12 protein-coding genes and 2 tRNA genes are annotated in these 20,266 nt (G+C 42.1%); 7 read left to right on the plus strand and 7 right to left on the minus strand.

The genetic code is table 11. From position 1 onward, the window contains the following. Positions 1–770: 770 nt before the first annotated feature. From DW800_RS05595 to DW800_RS05605, 3 genes are all read left to right on the plus strand, one after another. Complete coding sequence (locus DW800_RS05595) at positions 771–1,232, plus strand: helix-turn-helix domain-containing protein (protein WP_044468088.1); 462 nt, start codon at positions 771–773, stop codon at positions 1,230–1,232. Between the two features lie 117 nt (positions 1,233–1,349). Continuing rightward, a complete protein-coding gene (locus DW800_RS05600) occupies positions 1,350–2,126 on the plus strand; it encodes a dihydroorotate dehydrogenase electron transfer subunit (RefSeq protein ID WP_057281048.1) in 777 nt (258 codons plus the stop codon). Then, positions 2,114–3,025, plus strand: coding sequence for a dihydroorotate dehydrogenase (locus tag DW800_RS05605; protein ID WP_009038379.1), 912 nt, complete (start codon positions 2,114–2,116; stop codon positions 3,023–3,025). Before DW800_RS05600 ends, DW800_RS05605 begins: the two co-directional genes overlap by 13 nt. Before the next feature lie 93 nt (positions 3,026–3,118). On the opposite strand, the gene trmD is transcribed toward DW800_RS05605, so the two are convergent. Continuing rightward, a complete protein-coding gene (gene trmD / locus DW800_RS05610) occupies positions 3,119–3,796 on the minus strand; it encodes a tRNA (guanosine(37)-N1)-methyltransferase TrmD (protein ID WP_005837186.1) in 678 nt (225 codons plus the stop codon). Positions 3,797–3,885: 89 nt separating this feature from the next. Between trmD and ligA the strand changes: the two genes are divergently transcribed. Next, on the plus strand, positions 3,886–5,883 hold the full coding sequence (gene ligA / locus DW800_RS05615; RefSeq protein WP_119957890.1) for an NAD-dependent DNA ligase LigA: 1,998 nt from the start codon (positions 3,886–3,888) through the stop codon (positions 5,881–5,883). Between the two features lie 103 nt (positions 5,884–5,986). Next, entirely contained in the window at positions 5,987–6,880 is an 894-nt protein-coding gene (dapA, locus tag DW800_RS05620; protein ID WP_005827769.1) for a 4-hydroxy-tetrahydrodipicolinate synthase, read from the plus strand. Positions 6,881–7,374: 494 nt separating this feature from the next. On the opposite strand, the gene DW800_RS05625 is transcribed toward dapA, so the two are convergent. The 5 genes from DW800_RS05625 to DW800_RS05645 all read right to left on the minus strand — a co-directional run bounded on the left by DW800_RS05625 (position 7,375) and on the right by DW800_RS05645 (position 14,788). Continuing rightward, positions 7,375–7,448 (minus strand) — tRNA-Arg (locus tag DW800_RS05625). A gap of 23 nt (positions 7,449–7,471) precedes the next feature. Continuing rightward, positions 7,472–7,545 (minus strand) — tRNA-Arg (locus DW800_RS05630). A 75-nt stretch (positions 7,546–7,620) separates the two neighbouring features. Further along, entirely contained in the window at positions 7,621–9,918 is a 2,298-nt protein-coding gene (locus DW800_RS05635; RefSeq protein WP_057097898.1) for a patatin-like phospholipase family protein, read from the minus strand. Positions 9,919–10,099: 181 nt separating this feature from the next. Continuing rightward, positions 10,100–12,148, minus strand: a complete 2,049-nt coding sequence (gene htpG / locus DW800_RS05640; RefSeq protein ID WP_119957891.1) for a molecular chaperone HtpG — start codon at positions 12,146–12,148, stop codon at positions 10,100–10,102. Positions 12,149–12,259: 111 nt separating this feature from the next. Continuing rightward, on the minus strand, positions 12,260–14,788 hold the full coding sequence (locus DW800_RS05645; RefSeq protein ID WP_087333152.1) for an ATP-dependent Clp protease ATP-binding subunit: 2,529 nt from the start codon (positions 14,786–14,788) through the stop codon (positions 12,260–12,262). A 301-nt stretch (positions 14,789–15,089) separates the two neighbouring features. Between DW800_RS05645 and gyrA the strand changes: the two genes are divergently transcribed. Both gyrA and DW800_RS05655 read left to right on the plus strand, forming a co-directional pair. After that, entirely contained in the window at positions 15,090–17,618 is a 2,529-nt protein-coding gene (gyrA, locus tag DW800_RS05650; RefSeq protein ID WP_119957892.1) for a DNA gyrase subunit A, read from the plus strand. A 30-nt stretch (positions 17,619–17,648) separates the two neighbouring features. Next, a complete protein-coding gene (locus DW800_RS05655) occupies positions 17,649–18,890 on the plus strand; it encodes a tetratricopeptide repeat protein (RefSeq protein WP_005837195.1) in 1,242 nt (413 codons plus the stop codon). Between the two features lie 187 nt (positions 18,891–19,077). Here DW800_RS05655 and DW800_RS05660 read toward each other — a convergent pair whose 3' ends face one another. Beyond that, positions 19,078–20,208, minus strand: coding sequence for a universal stress protein (locus tag DW800_RS05660; protein WP_005827758.1), 1,131 nt, complete (start codon positions 20,206–20,208; stop codon positions 19,078–19,080). Positions 20,209–20,266 lie beyond the last annotated feature (58 nt).

Raw genomic sequence — 20,266 nt, forward strand, 5'->3', positions numbered from 1 at the left:
ATCACATTTACAGTAAATTACGCTCATTTATAAGCTCTGAGAATCGCGTCTTTATAACGAATCAACCAATTATACAGAAATAAAGCAAGGATTTAAGTCTTGAAGACTAGACAATAAATAAAGCCATCTTGTTTTCTCATTTATGTCACATTTTTTCTCCTTTAGTAAAAAAGAAAAGATGGAGCAATTCAGCTTTAAATCGCCATATAAGAAATCTGTTACACTTTAAGAGTACAATAGTTGTAATACACAACTAGGATAATTGACTATTGTGAATTCAACACATTACATAAATATCTATATAACGAGTGTATTGTAACATATGTAATATTACATTTGAAAACACTAATGTAATAAGTGATATTTAATATCGTAAACTGATGGTTTACAAAAATAATAGAGTAGGGGTTAACCCATGTAGTTAAAAGCAATAAATATATATATATCAATTGTATATGATGATTAATCAAATTATTAAATTATATATTATATAAAATGAGTGGCAAACAAATGTAATACAGCATTTACTATCAAAAAATAACTGATATAACACGCTAATAACTAGATAAATATATTATTTTATTAAACTTACAATAAATACCTATTTTACTCATAATTTGTATTATAGCATTTGTAATGATGAATATTGTAATAACAACATTTCATTTGTAAACCACAAAATATTACATTTTTAATTTGCTTTTGTGATGCCGTTTTTTTACTTTTGTAATCCAATAAATAGCATGTACAATTGTAATAACACATAAACCATGAGTATAAAAGATAGGTTCAAAATGGTTATGGACCGAGAGAAACTGACAGCAGGAGCTTTTGCCGAGAGTATTGGCGTGGCCCAAGCCACCATTTCCCACATCTTGGGTCCGCGTAACAAATATCCAAGTACGGAAGTTATTCTCCGATTACATCAACGCTACAATGATATAAACTTGGAATGGCTGCTTACCGGAAAAGGCAATATGAGTAATAATCCGGATTCACCCGAAAACGATGGATTCGACTATCCTCTATTCGCCGAGAATTCGGAAAATCTGTCCAACGGGACGGAAGAATCTGAAAATCGCAAGGAAATTGCATTAGGAACAACCCTAAAGTCGCCTAAAGAGATTGTAAAACAAGAGATTATCTACAAAGAAAAGCCTCCCAGAAAAATCACCGAAATAAGAATTTTCTTTGATGACAATACCTACGAGACTTTCAAACCAGAAAATTAGGGAATGAGAATGGAAATAGACTAACGCCCCGGCATAAAAAAGAAACGGGTTCATTTTATTCTGCACTCGGTTTACACTATCTTTGCACCCGAAAGAAAAACATCCCTCTTTATAGATATGAAAAAGTATATTTTAGATCTGACAGTGACAGAGAACCTCCGCTTGCATGCCAACTACGTGTTGTTGAAGCTGACTTCTCCGTCCCCACTTCCGGAAATGCTTCCGGGACAATTTGCAGAGATTCGCGTGGACGGCTCGCCTACCACTTTTTTGCGCCGCCCCATCTCCATCAATTATGTAGATAGACAACGGAACGAAGTATGGTTCTTAATCCAACTTGTAGGCGACGGAACCAAGCGATTAGGAGAAGCAAAAGCAGGCGATATAATCAATGTAGTGCTTCCGCTGGGAAACTGCTTCACAATGCCTGAAAAAGCCTCAGACAAGCTCTTATTGGTAGGTGGAGGTGTAGGTACAGCTCCTATGTTATATTTAGGCGAACAGCTCGCCAAGAAAGGTTGCAAGCCAACATTCCTGCTGGGTGCCAGAAGTGACAAAGATTTGCTTCAATTGGAACAATTTGCCGCCTATGGCGAGGTGTATACCACCACCGAAGATGGCAGCCACGGAGAGAAGGGATACGTAACACAACACTCCATATTAAATAAGGTGTGCTTTGAGCAGATATATACTTGCGGCCCCAAACCGATGATGATGGCAGTAGCAAAGTATGCCAAAAGTAAAGGCATCAGTTGCGAAGTATCTTTGGAAAATATGATGGCGTGTGGCATAGGCGCTTGTCTATGCTGTGCAGAAAATACCACGGAAGGTCATTTGTGCGTATGTAAAGAAGGTCCGGTTTTTAATATAAACAAACTATTATGGCAGATTTAAGTGTAAATATTGGTGAATTACAAATGAATAATCCGGTGATGACTGCATCCGGAACATTCGGATATGGTGAAGAATTCGCCGATTTCATCGAACTATCGCGAATAGGCGGTATTATTGTAAAGGGAACCACTCTTCACAAACGTGAAGGCAATCCATATCCGCGCATGGCAGAGACTCCTTCGGGTATGTTAAACGCTGTGGGACTGCAAAATAAGGGTGTTCATTACTTTGTTGAACACATCTATCCCCGCATCAAGGACATTCAGACCAACATGATTGTGAATGTTTCGGGTTCTGCCATCGAAGACTATGCCGAAACAGCCGCAATCATTAATGAACTTGACAAAATTCCTGCCATAGAATTGAACATCTCTTGCCCCAACGTGAAGCAAGGAGGAATGGCATTCGGTGTTACCGCCAAGGGCGCCGAAGAAGTGGTGAAAGCCGTGCGCTCAGTTTACAAAAAGACACTTATCGTAAAGCTCTCCCCGAACGTTACCGACATCACTGAAATAGCCCGCGCAGCCGAAAATGGCGGTGCAGACAGTGTTTCCCTCATCAATACCCTGCTGGGAATGGCTATAGACGCGGAACGCAGGCGTCCGATACTCTCCACTGTAACCGGTGGCATGTCCGGTGCGGCCGTGAAACCCATTGCCTTACGTATGGTATGGCAAGTAGCCAAAGCGGTAAAAATCCCCGTCATAGGCTTGGGAGGTATCATGAACTGGAAAGATGCTGTGGAATTCATGCTTGCAGGTGCCTCTGCCATCCAGATTGGTACGGCAAACTTCATTGATCCGGCGGTTACAGTGAAAGTGGTAGAAGGAATAAATGACTATCTTGACAGACACGGTTATCAGTCTATAAAGGATATTATCGGTGCACTCGAGGTATAAAGAATAACAAGAGATTGCCATTCGCAATATATATTCATAAAAAAGGACATTCATTGACGAATGTCCTTTTTCTTTTTATTTACATCAGTAAACTTACTCTCCCAACAAATCCGGACGCAATCTACGGGTCCTTTCCAACGACTGTTGCAGCTCCCATTCCTTAATCTTGGCCTCATGTCCGGAGAGTAAAATATCCGGAACCTTCCATCCATTGTAATCAGCGGGACGTGTATAGACCGGTGCGGCCAGCAGATTGTCCTGAAAAGAATCTGAAAGTGCAGACTGCTCATCGGAAATCACTCCCGGAATGATACGGACGATGGCATCTGCCATGACAGCCGCCGCCAGTTCTCCGCCAGTCAACACATAGTCGCCGATACTGATTTCCTTGGTGATGAGATGCTCGCGAATCCGGTAATCTATCCCTTTGAAATGCCCGCAGAGAATGATGAGATTCTGGGCAAGGGAAAGAGTATTTGCCATCGGCTGATTGAACTGCTCACCATCGGGGGTCGTAAAGATAACCTCGTCGTAATCCCGCTCGGCCTTCAAGGCGTTGATACACCGCTCTATCGGCTCTATCTTCATGACCATTCCGGCAAAGCCGCCAAACGGATAATCGTCTACACGACGGTACTTATCTTCCGTATAATCACGAAGATTATGGATATGTATCTCTGCAAGCCCTTTATTTTGAGCACGTTTCATAATGGAGCAGTTAAAGAATCCCTCAATCATCTCCGGCAAAACTGTGATAATGTCAATGCGCATATAACTTTATTTTAGCTATTTCAAGCTGCAAAAGTACAAATATTCGGGGAGAAACCCGTATTTTTGCGTTCAAACAATCCGAAAACCCTATGACTGTAAAAGAAAAAATAGACCAGCTCCGTGCGGAATTACACCAGCACAACTACAATTATTATGTGCTGAATGCTCCTGAAATATCCGACAAGGAGTTTGACGACCTGATGCGCGAGCTACAAGACTTAGAGAAAGAACATCCTGAATACCAAGATGATAATTCGCCCACGATGCGTGTAGGGAGTGATTTGAATAAGAACTTCACACAAGTGGCACACAAATATCCCATGCTTTCATTGGGAAACACCTATTCTGAAAACGAAGTGACCGACTTTTACGAACGGGTAAAGAAAGCGTTGAATGAGGATTTTGAAATCTGCTGCGAGCTGAAGTATGACGGTACTTCCATCTCGCTGACTTACGAGGATGGCAAACTGGTGCGTGCCGTCACCCGTGGCGACGGCGAAAAGGGCGATGACGTGACGGACAATGTAAAGACAATCCGAACGATTCCACTGGTCCTCCATGGGGATTATCCTAAATCATTCGAAATCAGAGGGGAAATCCTGATGCCCTGGGTGGTTTTCGAAGAACTGAACCGGGAAAAAGAAGCACGTGAGGAACCGCTTTTCGCCAATCCGCGCAACGCTGCTTCCGGTACCTTGAAGTTGCAGAATTCCACCATCGTAGCATCCAGAAAGCTGGATGCTTATCTCTACTATCTATTGGGAGAGGAATTGCCCTGCGACGGCCATTACGAGAATCTGCAAGCCGCCGCCAGCTGGGGATTTAAAACATCAGAGCACACCAGAAAAGCTCACAGCCTGGAGGAAGTCTTCGAATACATCAATTATTGGGACACGGAGCGTAAGAACCTTCCGGTAGCTACTGATGGTATTGTACTAAAAGTCAACAGCTTGAGACAACAAAAGAATTTGGGATTCACAGCCAAGTCCCCCCGGTGGGCCATCGCATACAAATTCCAGGCAGAACGTGCACTGACACGCTTGAATAGGGTTACCTACCAAGTAGGACGTACCGGCGCAGTCACTCCGGTTGCCAATCTGGACCCCGTACAACTGTCCGGCACCATTGTGAAACGTGCCTCCCTGCACAATGCAGATATTATCGAGGGGCTGGACCTGCATATAGGCGACATGGTGTATGTGGAAAAAGGCGGTGAAATCATCCCCAAAATAACCGGTGTCGATAAGGATGCCCGCAGTATACTTATCGGTGAAAAAGTGAAGTTCATCACCCATTGTCCCGAATGCGGCAGCAAACTGATACGTTTTGAAGGAGAAGCAGCCCACTATTGCCCCAATGAAACCGCTTGTCCTCCGCAGATTAAAGGGAAAATAGAGCATTTCATCAGCCGCAAAGCCATGAATATAGACGGACTGGGACCTGAAACAGTAGATATGTTCTACCGATTGGGACTGATAAAGGATACTGCAGATTTATACCAGCTCAAAACCGATGACATCAAGAACCTGGAACGGATGGGCGAAAAATCGGCAGAAAACATAGTCAACGGTATTGCGGCAAGTAAAGAAGTGCCATTCGAAAGAGTACTCTTTGCACTGGGCATACGCTTCGTGGGAGAAACGGTTGCCAAGAAGATAGCCAAGTCCTTTACGGACATCGAAGAACTGGAAAACGCAGACCTCGAAAAGCTGAAAAACATCGATGAAATCGGTGAAAAAATAGCGCAGAGCATTATAACCTACTTCTCCAATCCTGCCAACAGAGAGCTGGTGGAACGGCTGAAATCGAACGGTCTGCAACTCCACCGGACGGAAGAAGACCTCAGCGGATACACCGACAAACTGGCGGGCCAGTCCATTGTCATCAGCGGCGTATTCACCCACCACTCACGGGACGAATACAAAGAGATGATTGAAAAGAACGGTGGGAAAAACGTCGGCAGTATCTCCTCCAAAACCAGCTTTATCCTGGCCGGAGAAAATATGGGACCTGCCAAACTGGAGAAAGCGCAGAAACTGGGAGTAAAGATTATGAGCGAAGATGAGTTTTTGGCATTGCTATCCTAACAAATTTCCACAAAAAGCTTTTTTATGGCTTATATTTGTAGGGTAAATCGAAAAAATTCGTACTTTTGCGAGTCATTTAATTAGAGATTACTTTATAATACTCATGATACAGACAAGATTGAAAGGAATGGGGGTAGCGCTGATTACTCCATTTAAAGAGGATGAAAGCGTTGATTACGATGCGTTGATGCGTTTGGTAGACTATCAACTTCAAAACAATACCGACTTTTTATGTGTGCTCGGCACCACGGCAGAAACTCCGACTCTGACTGAAGAAGAGAAAAAGAAAATCAAGAAAATGGTCATCGAGCGAGTGAACGGAAGAATTCCTATCCTGCTGGGCGTAGGTGGAAACAACACCCGGGCCATAGTGGAAACACTGAAAAATGACGATTTCACCGGAGTAGATGCCATTCTCTCCGTTGTTCCATATTATAACAAGCCCTCACAAGAAGGTATATATCAGCATTATAAGGCCATTTCTGAAGCAACGGATTTGCCGATTGTGCTTTATAATGTCCCCGGTCGTACCGGCGTGAACATGAAGGCAGAAACAACCCTGCGCATTGCACGTGATTTCAAGAATGTGATAGCCGTCAAAGAAGCTTCGGGCGACATCACGCAGATGGATGACATCATCAAAAACAAACCGGCCAATTTCGACGTTATTTCGGGCGATGACGGCATCACCTTCCCTCTGATTACCCTGGGGGCCGTCGGCATTATCTCGGTCATCGGAAACGCGTTCCCACGTGAGTTCAGCCGTATGGTACGTCTGGCACTGCAAGGGGACTATGCCAATGCATTGACCATTCACCACAAATTTGCCGAATTATTCAAGCTTCTGTTTGTAGACGGCAACCCTGCCGGAGTAAAAGCCATGCTGAATGTAATGGGAATGATTGAGAACAAGCTCCGCCTGCCATTGGTGCCGACCAGAATCACTACTTTCGAAGCCATGCGCAAGATTCTGGATGAATTGAACATCAAATGCTAAGGTCTTATACCGCCCCTATAGGATATTAATTTCCAGTATACAACATATTAATATCAGATATGCAAGGAGTTAATTTTGTGGAAACACGGAATTAACTCCTTCTTTTTTTCCTATGTGACTATATTTATCAGTACAATAATCCCAAAACAGTCTACTGATTACGTTATAAAGCAAAAAGACATCTGGTTAAATCGAGAAAAAGACATCTCTAGCTCAATCAAGACAAGACTATTATTTCAGCTAATCTATTAGTTCACAACACTGAACACTTTGTTTCAGCAGAGAAAAACACTTTGTTTTTATATGATGGAACAAAGTGTTCTGTCAAGGGAAACAAAGTGTTCTCCATAATGAAACAAAGTGTTTAGTTAAGGGAAACAGTTTGTTTCATTATAGAGAACACGCGCCAGTGCCATACAAGGGGAGAACATCAACTATATGCCATTGCTGTAAAAACAAAGAACCTCCGCAAGAAAACTTGCGGAGGTTCTTTGTGATCGCGACAGGATTCAAACCTGTAACCGGCTGATCCGTAGTCAGCTACTCTATTCAGTTGAGCTACGCGACCCTTAAAAAAATTATGAAAACTTGTGACCGCGACAGGATTCAAACCTGTAACCGGCTGATCCGTAGTCAGCTACTCTATTCAGTTGAGCTACGCGGCCTCTTTGTTTAACGGGTGCAAAGATACGTACTTTTTCCGAATTAGCAAACGATATACAAACTTTTTTTGAAGAAATTTATTCGACAAAGCGATAATTAAACAACTGCCAGCCGATGGTCATCCCCACATTCCACTCCCTTCTCGGTGAGCTATAATGATTTACATAAGCAGAGATGGCTCCGAAGGGCAAATGACAAATAACAGAAACTTCTCCCATATACTCAAAGCGGGAGAATGCTTTTCCATAATATGCTTTATTCAATGCATTCTTTTTTATCGGAAAAATCGGTGTAAAGCCATAAAATTCTGTCCGGAACTGGAACATGTCGTTCAAAACATATATGGGTTTGATACCGGCAGCCACATACTGGTTGGCACGAAAAGCTTCATTGTACATCAGTTTACTATGCGGAGTCGGTGCAAATTCTCCTGCCTGCATCATGGTTGCCGTATAATTCTCAGAGAAATTCTTCGATGAATACAGTGCTTCTGCCATCCATCCCAGGGTGAATTTCGGCCCCATCGTGTGATATGCCTCTTTCATATAAGAGATTTGTAACCATGATTGCCGCTCTTGCGGAGAAGGACTGTACCCTTCTTGCGGATTCCCCGGTTCAAATCTTTCCCTCCCGGTAAATACCTGGGCTATCAGTTTCTCCAGATAACCTTTTGTCGCGTATTGCCGCGTATTTAGGGTGCTCCCATAGAAACCGATGGAACCTCCCAAAAGTTTGTAGGTACTTCTGTCCGAACGGTCCTTATCGAAATCTATTACACTGGATTGAAAGTAGTTATCTTCCAGTTGGCCATATCCCAGACTGAACTCCGCACGCTTATTGGCCAAAAACGGCAAGGCAACCATCAACTTCACAAAACGTTCGTCCTTTGAATTGAATGAAGGTTTGTCATTCCTGGAAAACAGCTTGTCCTTCTTGTAGTAATCGAAGGTACTGATTGAAGCAATAAAACGAAAGGACGTAGGTATGTTGGTAGGCAAATCAATCTTACCCATCAACTGGGCATTATTATAAATCTTACCCAACTGACCGTCAAAAGTGATTTCCTTGGAATAATAATTCAAGTTCTGATATCCTATTCCCAAATAGATTTGATTTGAGCTCGTGGTAGAGACACTGCCCCCCAGACGCACGGAAAAATTATCCTCCATCTTCACCTTCAAATGCAGCTCATACAAATCGGATTCCGAATCATACACAGCATGAGGAACTATTTCCGAAATCATATTATCTGCCAGCAAACGAAAATACCCGCGCTTCAAGTCTTCATAAGTAAAGACTTCATGCTCTTCATCATGGAACTCTTTTTTGATGTAGGCTTGCTGTTGGGCATTCGCCCCTTCAATAATAATATCCCGAAAACGGAATTGAGGCAGGTTACTCCGGAAGACAAGGCGCCTCAAACGCACATTATCAGCATTCACCCTACGGTGAACACGGCTTTTGATGGAATCCATCATATTAAGAGTACGGTTGTAGCCTATATCGTGCAATTCCTGCAGACGGTCAAAATCCAGCAGGTTGACATCATCGTACTTGAAGGTCATGACTATGCCCAACGAGTCCGGAATGGAGTAATCGGTCTTCTGCATAATCATATTCTCCAATTGGCTCATCAGGTCATTCTCCTTCGGCTTACCGGGATTGGCCGCTACCACACTGCCAATAATGACATCCGGATGAAAATCCTCCCGCATCACATCCGTAGGGAAATTATTGTAAATGCCGCCATCATAAGCAAGCGTACTGTCTATTTCTATCGGTTTGAAGACAAATGGAAAGCTCATGGAAGCACGTACCGCATCTCCCAAATCCCCTTTACTCAATACCAATGGCTTTTTATTGTACACATCGGATGCTATACAGCGAAAAGGAACAAACAGTTTGTTGAAATTACCGCCACATGCAGCCGTAGCACGTGCAAACAATTCCACAAATACCAGGTTCATCTGTATGGGGTTGACCATGCTTGTGGGAAGTATCTGGGGCTTTATATGCAGCGAGTCCCTAAAAGCAAAACGGATATTAAAAAATTCCGGTGAAGGACGATTCTTCTTAAAATAATACTCGTATTTAGGCTCCACTTTGCCCGAATACCAACGCTTAAAGTCGGGAGAGCGCAACAGCGCCTCCATATCGTCCGGGGAATACCCCATAGCATACAGAGAACCGATGATAGCTCCCATAGAGGTTCCGGTTATATAATCAATGGGGATATTATTCTCTTCCAAAGCCCGGATAATGCCTATATGAGTCATGCCTTTTGCTCCACCGCCACTCAGTACAAGCCCCACTTTCTGAGCTTGTAAAATAAAGCCACATAGAAGAAACGAAAAAAACAATAAAACTCTTTTCATAACTATGCTATTCCGAGTAAGATAAATGTTCATTGCCCCAAATATAAACAATAGTTTCTAAAAATGCCGTATTCAACGAAGAAAATCACACCCTAATTGGTGAAAATGAATAAAAAAAGGGTATTGCGACTCCGAAGAATCACAATACCCTTGCATATATTAAATGCAAATTTAAAGGGGCTTATTTTATCAGGTCAATGCTTCTCTTGACAAAGTTGTTCAAAGCTTCACCTTTCAACATACCATTCTGCAGCAGTGCCAAATCTATCAGTTGACGGACAACCTTATTCTTGGCAGCATAATCGGCGAAGATGCCTTCTTTCTGTGTTTTCAGTTCGTCCCACTTCTTATCCAGCTCATTCACTTTATCCTTTTCGGCAGTCGGTATATCCTCATCTTTCTTGCCTTCCTGCTTCTTTTTCAGGTCAGTACGCTGCTTGTTCACTTCATCCATCTCTGCCTGAACCGGAGCAACGGCAGCAACACATTCCTTATCTTCATCTGCCAGAACTTCTTTTACCAGCTTATGGTCTGAATTCAATACCAGGTTAAACATATCCGGCATTTCGCCATAGAAGCTCATTCCAGCCTGGATATTAGCCATTTCCTTCATACGGCGCATGTACTCGCTCTGAGTTATCATGATAGGAGTGGCATTTTCGCCCAAAGCCTGCGCCGTGATGTTGAACTCCGTCTTATCCATCTTGGGCAACTGGCTCTTGAAGATGGAAGAAAGAACTTCCTGCTTGCCGGCTTCCAACGCTTCGTTCTTCTTGTCTTCCTTGACAATCAGATTATCAATAATATCGCTGTCTACACGAGTGAAGCGAACCTTTTCGAACTTCTGTTCCAACATGCTCACCACCGCAATGTCCAGCTGTCCATCCATCAACAGCACATTGTATCCTTTATTCGTAGCGGCCTCTATGTAGCTGTATTGTTCATCTTTATTGTTGGCATACAGATAAATCAGATTTCCATCCTTATCCGTCTGGTTATCTTTAATCAACGTCTTATACTCTTCGAAAGTATAATATTTGCTGTCTGTATCGGTGAAAAGGGCAAAATCCTTGGCTCTATCATAGAAATCTTCCTGCGTAAGCATTCCGTAGTTGATGAAGATTTTCAAGTCATTCCACTTTTCCTCAAACTGTTTACGGTCATTCTTGAAGATAGACTGCAAACGGTCTGACACCTTCTTCGTGATATATGTAGAAATCTTCTTCACGTTGGCATCGCTCTGCAAATAAGAACGGGAAACGTTCAATGGAATGTCCGGTGAATCGAGCACACCATGCAGCAGGGTCAAGAAGTCGGGAACAATACCTTCCACCGAATCCGTCACATATACCTGGTTGCAATAGAGCTGAATCTTATTCTTGTTCAACTCGATGTTGCTCTTCACTTTGGGGAAGTACAGAATACCGGTAAGGTGGAACGGATAATCCACATTCAGATGAATCCAGAATAAAGGTTCGTCGGACATAGGATAAAGGTCACGGTAGAACTTCTTATAATCTTCATCTTTCAATTCGCTGGGTTTCAGCGTCCACAACGGGTTGGAATCATTGATGATATTATCCTCGGCAGTTTCAACCTGCTTGCCGTCTTTCCATTCTTTCTTCTTGCCGAATGCAACCGGGATAGGGAGGAAGCTGCAATACTTCTTCAACAAAGAGGAAATGCGCGCTTCTTCAAGGAATTCCTTGCAGTCATCGTCTATGTAAAGAACGATATCCGTACCACGTTCTGCCTTATCAGTGTCTTCAATCGTAAACTCCGGACTGCCATCGCATGTCCACTTTACAGCCTGGGCGCCTACCCGATAGGATTTAGTGATGATTTCGACTTTCTTGGCAACCATAAAAGCCGAATAGAACCCCAATCCAAAATGACCGATGATGGCATTAGCATCGTTTTTATATTTCTCAAGGAAGTCATTGGCGCCAGAGAAAGCTATCTGGTTAATATACTTGTCTATTTCTTCAGCCGTAAGCCCGATACCATGGTCGGACACTGTAATGGTATCTTTTCCCAGCGAGACATGTACGGTTAAATCGCCAACTTCACCCTTGAACTCACCGATAGAGGAGAGTGTTTTCAGCTTCTGTGTAGCATCAACCGCATTAGAAACCAACTCACGGAGAAAAATTTCATGATCACTATACAAGAACTTTTTAATGACGGGGAAGATATTCTCAGTAGTTACCCCAATATTACCTTTTTGCATACTACATTTATATTTTTTAGATTTATATTTTTAATTATTCCGGCAGATATAGCACAAAAAAAATGCCAGCCCATAAGGACTGACATTTTGACGGTTTTTATAAAGAACAGCTTATGCCTTCTTGATGCTCAGCTCGTCTTTTTCTTTGTCTACTGATACGTTTACCGTATCACCCGGCTGTAACTCCGCCGCCACTATCAGCTCGGAAAGTCCATCCTCCAAGTGGTTCTGAATAGCACGCTTCAATGGACGCGCACCAAACTGTACATCGTACCCTTTCGAAGCAAGGAATGTCTTTGCATCATCCTCCACAACCAGCTTGTAACCAATTGCTTCAACCCGTTCGTACAAGCCTTTCAGCTCAATGTCCACAATCTTTGTGATGGCCTCCAAGGAGAGCTGGTCGAAAGTAATGATTTCATCCAAACGATTCAAAAATTCAGGAGCAAAGGTCTTGTTCAGAGCCTTTTGTATCACGCTGCGCGAATGTTCATTGTCATCCGTGCGGTTTTGCGCCGCAAAACCTACGCCACGGCCAAACTCCTTCAACTGCCGCGTACCGATATTGGAGGTCATAATGATAACCGTATTCTTGAAATCAATGGTTCTGCCATAATTGTCAGTCAAACGGCCTTCATCCAGTACCTGGAGCAAGATGTTGAATACGTCCGGATGGGCTTTCTCAATTTCATCCAACAAGACAATGGAATACGGCTTGCGACGAACCTTTTCGGTCAACTGGCCGCCTTCCTCATAGCCCACATATCCCGGAGCGGCACCAATCATACGAGATACGGTGTATTTCTCCATATACTCGCTCATATCGATACGTATCAAGGCATCGGCAGAGCCAAACATATATTTTGCCAATTGCTTTGCCAAATGTGTCTTACCCACACCAGTAGGGCCAAGGAACATAAAGGTTCCAATGGGATGGTTCGGGTCTTTCAACCCTACACGGCTACGCAAGATTGCTTTGGTAAGTTTCTCTATCGCAGCATCTTGAGCTATCACCTTCGCCTGTAGTTCTTCCTTCATTCCGGCCAGTTTAAGTCCTTCTGCCTGCGCCATGCGCTGTACGGGTACACCGGACATCATCGAAATAACATTGGCTATTTCCTCTTCACCTACCGTTTGGCGGTCATCCTTCAAACGGGCTTCCCACTCAACCTTCATCTCCTCCAAGCGGACAGAAAGTTCCTTCTCACGGTCGCGGTAGCTGGCAGCCAGCTCAAAATTCTGTGACTTTACAGCTTCAGCCTTCAGGCTACGTGCCTCTTCAATCAGCTTTTCCTGCTCCTCAATTTCTTTCGGAACATTAATATTCGTCAAATGCACACGCGAACCCGCCTCGTCCAAAGCATCAATAGCTTTATCCGGGAAGTTGCGGTCGGTTATATAGCGTGCTGACAACTTGACACATGCTTCCAGGGCTTCATCCGTGTAGCTCACGTTATGATGGTCTTCATACTTCTCCTTGATATTCTTCAATATCTGAAGCGTTTCTTCAGCTGTGGTAGGCTCTACAATCACCTTTTGGAAACGACGCTCTAAAGCACCGTCTTTCTCGATATTCTTTCTGTATTCATCGAGAGTGGTAGCTCCAATACACTGGATTTCACCACGCGCTAAAGCCGGTTTCAGCATATTGGCAGCATCCATGGAACCGGCAGCAGCACCAGCGCCTACAATCGTATGGATTTCATCGATGAAAAGAATGACATTCGGATTTTTCTGCAACTCGTTGATAATAGAGCGGATACGTTCCTCAAACTGACCACGGTATTTTGTTCCCGCCACCACAGAGGCCATATCAAGCATCACCACGCGCTTTTCAAACAAAATGCGCGAAACTTTCTTTTGCACAATACGCAATGCCAAACCCTCTACGATGGCAGATTTTCCGACTCCTGGTTCACCGATAAGCACCGGATTGTTCTTCTTGCGGCGGCTCAAGATTTGCGCCAGACGTTCAATCTCGCGTTCGCGACCCACAACTGGGTCCAGCTTGCCTTCTTCGGCAGCACGGGTCATGTCTACGCCGAAATTGTCCAGCACGGGGGTATCATTGGACGGCTTTCTGGATGCAGTCTGTGCAGCCGAAGCCGAACCAGCCCCCCCAGTACGGGAAGAGCGGGACATACTCATGTCTTCTTCATCCTCTTCATCATCCTCAGTAAATCCCATTCCCGCATTCGGATTGGTCGATTTCATCGAAAGCTGTTCAAATACAGCTTGATAATCCACCCGGTGTTCTTCCAAAACAGTTGCAGCAAGATTGTCGCCATCTTTCAAGATAGCCAGCAATACATGTTCCGTATCGGCAGTTGCACTTTTCAGCAAACGCGCTTCAAGCATACACATCTTCAATATCTTAGCCGTCATCGGGGACAAGGGCACTTCAGCGTCCGGCAAGAGAGTATCGTCCTCGGCATCCTTCAGGAAACCCTCCAGACGACTTTTTACTCGTTTTAAATCTATATCAAGTTTCAACAATATTTCAATAGCTTTCCCTCCGCCATCACGCAGCATGCCGAGCAGAAGGTGTTCCGGACCAATATAGCGATTCCTCAATCGATTGGCTTCTTCCTTGCTATAAGTAATTATGTCTGAAACTCTTTGTGAAAATTGATTGTTCATATTTTATAATTCTCCTCAATTAAAAAGGTTATCCACGACAAAGATACGCATTTATTAATTCAGCGTATCATATTTAACTGATTTAATAGTATACAAATCTCGTGCCATAAATTTCAAATCTGTTTTTCCATTCTATACCTTATATATTAATAGCAATTTGGAGAGGAAGGGAGGGAGTACTTCCATATTTATGCTGCAGGCAACAAAGTTTATGGAGGAAAACTTTTGTATATCGTAAAAAAGCAGTATTTTAGCGTGGTTTTTCACAAACCCGAAAATGTATAATTAATAATCTTTTTAAATGCTTGAACAAGACAGAATTATAAAGATTAACATCGAGGAGGAAATGAAGTCATCGTACATTGACTACTCTATGTCGGTCATTGTTTCACGTGCCCTTCCGGATGTTAGAGATGGTTTTAAACCCGTTCACCGAAGAATTCTTTTCGGAATGATGGGATTAGGAAATACCTCCGACAAACCTTATAAAAAATCAGCCAGAGTTGTAGGTGAAGTATTAGGTAAATATCACCCTCATGGCGACTCGTCCGTTTACGGAGCTCTTGTACGTATGGCTCAGCCTTGGGCAATGCGTTACATGTTGGTAGATGGACAAGGTAACTACGGTTCAGTAGACGGTGACAGCGCTGCTGCCATGCGTTATACAGAGTGTCGTTTGCGAAAAATTGGTGAAGACATGATGACAGACCTTGAGAAAGAGACTGTTGACATGCAGAACAATTTCGATGACTCTTTGCAAGAGCCTACCGTCATGCCGGCCCGTATTCCGAATCTTTTGGTAAATGGTGCATCTGGTATTGCCGTAGGTATGGCTACCAATATGCCGACCCATAATCTATCTGAGGTTATTGACGCTTGTATTGCATACATCGAAAACAATGACATCGATATAGAAGAGCTGATGACGTATGTCAAAGCTCCTGATTTCCCGACCGGAGGCTATATATACGGTATGAGCGGTGTTCGCGAAGCCTATCTCACGGGACGCGGACGTGTCATAATGCGTGCTAGAGCCGAAATTGAGACTGGTTCGACGCACGATAAAATCGTTGTGACAGAAATTCCCTATGGTGTCAACAAAGCTGAATTGATTAAGAATATAGCCGATTTGGCCAACGAAAAGAAAATTGAAGGTATTGCCAATGCTAATGACGAATCCGACCGTGAAGGTATGCGTATCGTTATTGATGTAAAACGTGATGCAAATGCCAGCGTTGTACTCAACAAGCTCTACAAGATGACAATGCTGCAGACATCTTTTGGTGTGAACAATGTTGCATTGGTACATGGCCGTCCACGTCTGCTGAATCTGAAGGATTTGATAAAATACTTCGTTGAGCACAGACACGACGTAGTCATCCGCCGTACTCAGTATGATTTGCGCAAGGCCAAAGAACGTGCACATATTCTGGAAGGATTAATCATTGCATCTGATAATATCGACGAAGTAATCAAGATTATCCGTGCTGCTAAAACACCGAATGATGCTATATCAGGTTTGATGGAGCGCTTCCAACTCACTGAAATTCAGTCACGTGCTATTGTTGAAATGCGTTTGCGCCAGCTCACAGGATTGATGCAAGACCAGCTGCACGCCGAATATGAGGAAATTCAGAAGCAGATTGCTTATTTGGAAGAAATCCTTGTCAATGACGAACTCTGCCGCAAAGTCATTAAAGATGAACTGATTGAAGTAAAAGAGAAGTATGGTGACGAACGTCGCTCGGAAATTGTCTATTCATCAGAAGAATTCAATCCGGAAGACTTCTATGCAGATGATGAAATGATTATCACCATCTCGCACATGGGATACATCAAACGCACACCGCTGAGCGAATTCCGTGCGCAAAACCGTGGTGGGGTAGGCTCCAAAGGTACCGAAACCCGCGATGCAGACTTTGTAGAGCATATTTATCCTGCAACCATGCATAATACCATGATGTTCTTTACACAGAAAGGTAAGTGTTACTGGCTGAAGGTATACGAAATCCCCGAAGGTACTAAGAATTCGAAAGGTCGTGCCATCCAGAATTTGTTGAATATCGACTCTGACGATGCTGTAAACGCCTATTTGCGTGTGAAGAATCTGAACGACCAAGAGTTTATCAACAGCCATTATGTATTGTTCTGTACTAAGAATGGCGTCATTAAGAAAACATTGCTTGAGCAGTATTCACGTCCTCGCCAAAATGGTGTAAATGCTATCACTATCCGTGAAGACGACCGTGTAATCGAAGTGCGTATGACAAACGGCGACAATGAAATCATCATTGCCAACCGTAACGGACGTGCCATTCGTTTCCATGAAAGTGCTGTGCGCGTTATGGGACGTACAGCCACCGGTGTACGTGGTATGACATTGGATGAAGACGGTCAAGACGAAGTAGTAGGTATGATATGCATCAAAGATCCTGAGGCGGAAACAATTATGGTTGTATCGGAACAAGGATATGGCAAACGTTCGGATATTGAAGATTATCGCAAGACCAATCGTGGAGGTAAAGGTGTGAAAACAATGAATATCACCGATAAAACGGGTAAATTAGTAACTATCAAGTCTGTTACAGATGAAAATGACTTGATGATTATTAATAAATCCGGTATTACCATCCGTCTGAAAGTTGCCGATGTTCGTATCATGGGACGTGCTACACAAGGTGTGCGTCTAATCAACCTTGAGAAACGTAATGACGAAATCGGCTCTGTATGTAAAGTCACTTCAGAAAATGAAGAGGAACTTATAGAGGAGGGGGAAGAAAATACCCTTGAAAGCCCTCAGAACGAGGTAAACAATGAAAATGAAGAATAGACATAATATTAATTTAAATTTTCTACAATCATGAAAAGAGTATTATTTTCAATGGTTTTACTACTTGTCGCAAGCTTTACTTTCGCCCAAGAAAAGAACGTAAAAGAGGCTAAAAGTATTGCTAACGGAGTAAATCCTGACTTTGCCAAAGCAGAGGAACTGATAAATCAGGCTTTAACCAATCCCGAAACAAAGGACAATGCCGAAACGTGGGATGTAGCAGGTCTTATCCAAAGAAAAAGAAGTGAAAAAGAAATGGAAAATGCCTATCTGAGAAAACCTTATGACACTCTTCAGGTATATAATAGCGCATTGAACATGTGTAAATTCTACTTCAAATGTGACGAATTGGCACAAATTCCCAATGAAAAGGGCAAAATCAAGAATAAATATAGAAAATCTAATTCTGCTACAATTTTAGCAGAACGCGGTAATCTGATCAATGGCGGTATCCAATTCTTTAATTTGGCCTCACAGAAAGAAGGCGATGCAGCCAATGAAGACAATAAAAAAGCATTAGATTTCTTTGCAACATACATTGATATTGCTATCAACCCGATGTTTGAAAAGGAAAATCTATTACAAACAGATACTGTATTACCCCAAATAGCATATTATGCAAGTTTAGCAGCTGCTAAGATGGAAGATTATCCTAGTATTTTGAAGTATGCTCCTTATGCGCAAGATGATAAAGAAGTTGGGAAATACGCAATGGAATTTATCTCTACTGCATTGAAAGCTGAAGGTGATACTGTTAAATGGATTGCTTCTTTAAAAGAAGGTATCCAGAAATATCCTGAACATTCATTCTTCTTCGGTCACTTGATTGATTATTATAGCAATAACAACAAATATGACGAAGCTATGCAGTTTGCTGATGATATGTTGGCTAAAGATCCTAACAATACATTCTATTTGTATGTAAAAGGCTACCTTTATCACAATATGAAGGACTATGATAAAGCTATTGAATTCTATAAAAAAACTATAGAAGTAGATCCTAATTATGCAGAAGCATACTCTAATTTAGGCTTGATTTACTGCTTACAAGCACAAGATTTCTCAGAAAAAGCAACTACAGATATTAATGATCCGAAGTATAAAGAAGACCAGGCTACTCTGAAGACTTTCTATGAAAAGGCAAAACCTTATTATGAAAAGGCAAGAGAACTGAAACCTGATCAAAAAGATTTGTGGTTAAATGGTCTGTATAGAGTGTATTATAATTTGCAAATGGGCCCTGAATTCGAAGAAATTGAAAAGTTGATGTAATACTTTCATAATAATAAAAGCCTAATTAAATTATTAATTAGGCTTTTATTATTGTTATATCATTAAGTAAAGAATGTTATTTCTTAAGTGAGGGAGAGAAGAAATTAAAATTAGATTAAATTATTCCAGCGCTATATTAAACATAATGCTGATATTGAACAGAAACCATATTATCCATATTCAACACCTAATTCGGTCTTCCATAAATTACCAACAATGGTGTATCAGAATGGAAAATCATCTTTCTGGCAATGCCAGGGTTAAATAAGCGCGAAAATATATTTCTTTTATAAGAAGTTAATGTTATAATATCAATATGATTACTCTTGATATAACTGTCTAAACTACTAAGCAGATTATCGTTCTTTACCACATCATAGTATATTTCCAATTGTGGATATTGTTTTTGAAAATATTCCTTAATACCAGCCAGTTTTATTTCATTCCATGTATTCTGAACATCTGAAAGATGTATCAGAGACACTGAAAACTTAAATGATTTCAGATTATTTATTAGCGAATCAAAAGCTATTAAATCACGCTGGTCAAAATTAGTAATGAATGCAATACGCTTAGCTTCAGAAAATTGCTTGAATGGAGTATTTTCAGGAATGGCCAATACCGGTACACGGCTACGTTCAATCACTTCAGCCGTTACACTGCCGATCAAATCAATATCCTTCTGACTTTTACCACGAGTTCCCATTATGATAATGCGTGGCCGATATTCCTTGGTATAGCGGAGTACCTCTTCTTCAGGAATACCTTCACGCAAAACACAAGTATATTTAATATCTGGAAACTCGCCGGAAGCTACCTTCTCTTTTACTTTATCAGATAATGCATTCAAATCAGCATGAACTTTTTGTAAGATACTCCTTACATTCTCCTCATCACTTAGCTGATAGTTAAATACGTCTCCGTATGGCAAAGAAGTTGCATATATAGGAGTAAAATAAACATGTAGCAAAACAACTTCTGCACCTATATTCTGAGCGAAATTGAAACCGAACTCGCAAGCCTTCAAAGAATAATTGGAAAAATCCACTGGAATCAGCACTTTATTACTAACCTTCTCCAGTTTAGGTGACTTCCCCCCCACTACCTCTTCAGATAACCACGCAGAGCTTTCAGTAATTTTCAGAGCATGAGGTAAGTCACTCTCCTTAATACGTACACGTACGCCAGAAGAAACAACCGGTTGTATCTGGTTTACATTGTGAATATAAGTCTCAATACCTTCATTTTCAAGAACATTTTTCAATATTTGAGCTTTCGCGTACGTTAAGATTGCCAAAGTAACTAATTTATCTTCCATATATCATTGATTTTGAGATTAAAACAAACAAGAAATCCCAATTGTTGTCAGCAATTGG

This window comes from Bacteroides sp. AM32-11AC, from assembly GCF_003603515.1.
Taxonomy (GTDB): Bacteria; Bacteroidota; Bacteroidia; order Bacteroidales; family Bacteroidaceae; genus Bacteroides; species Bacteroides uniformis.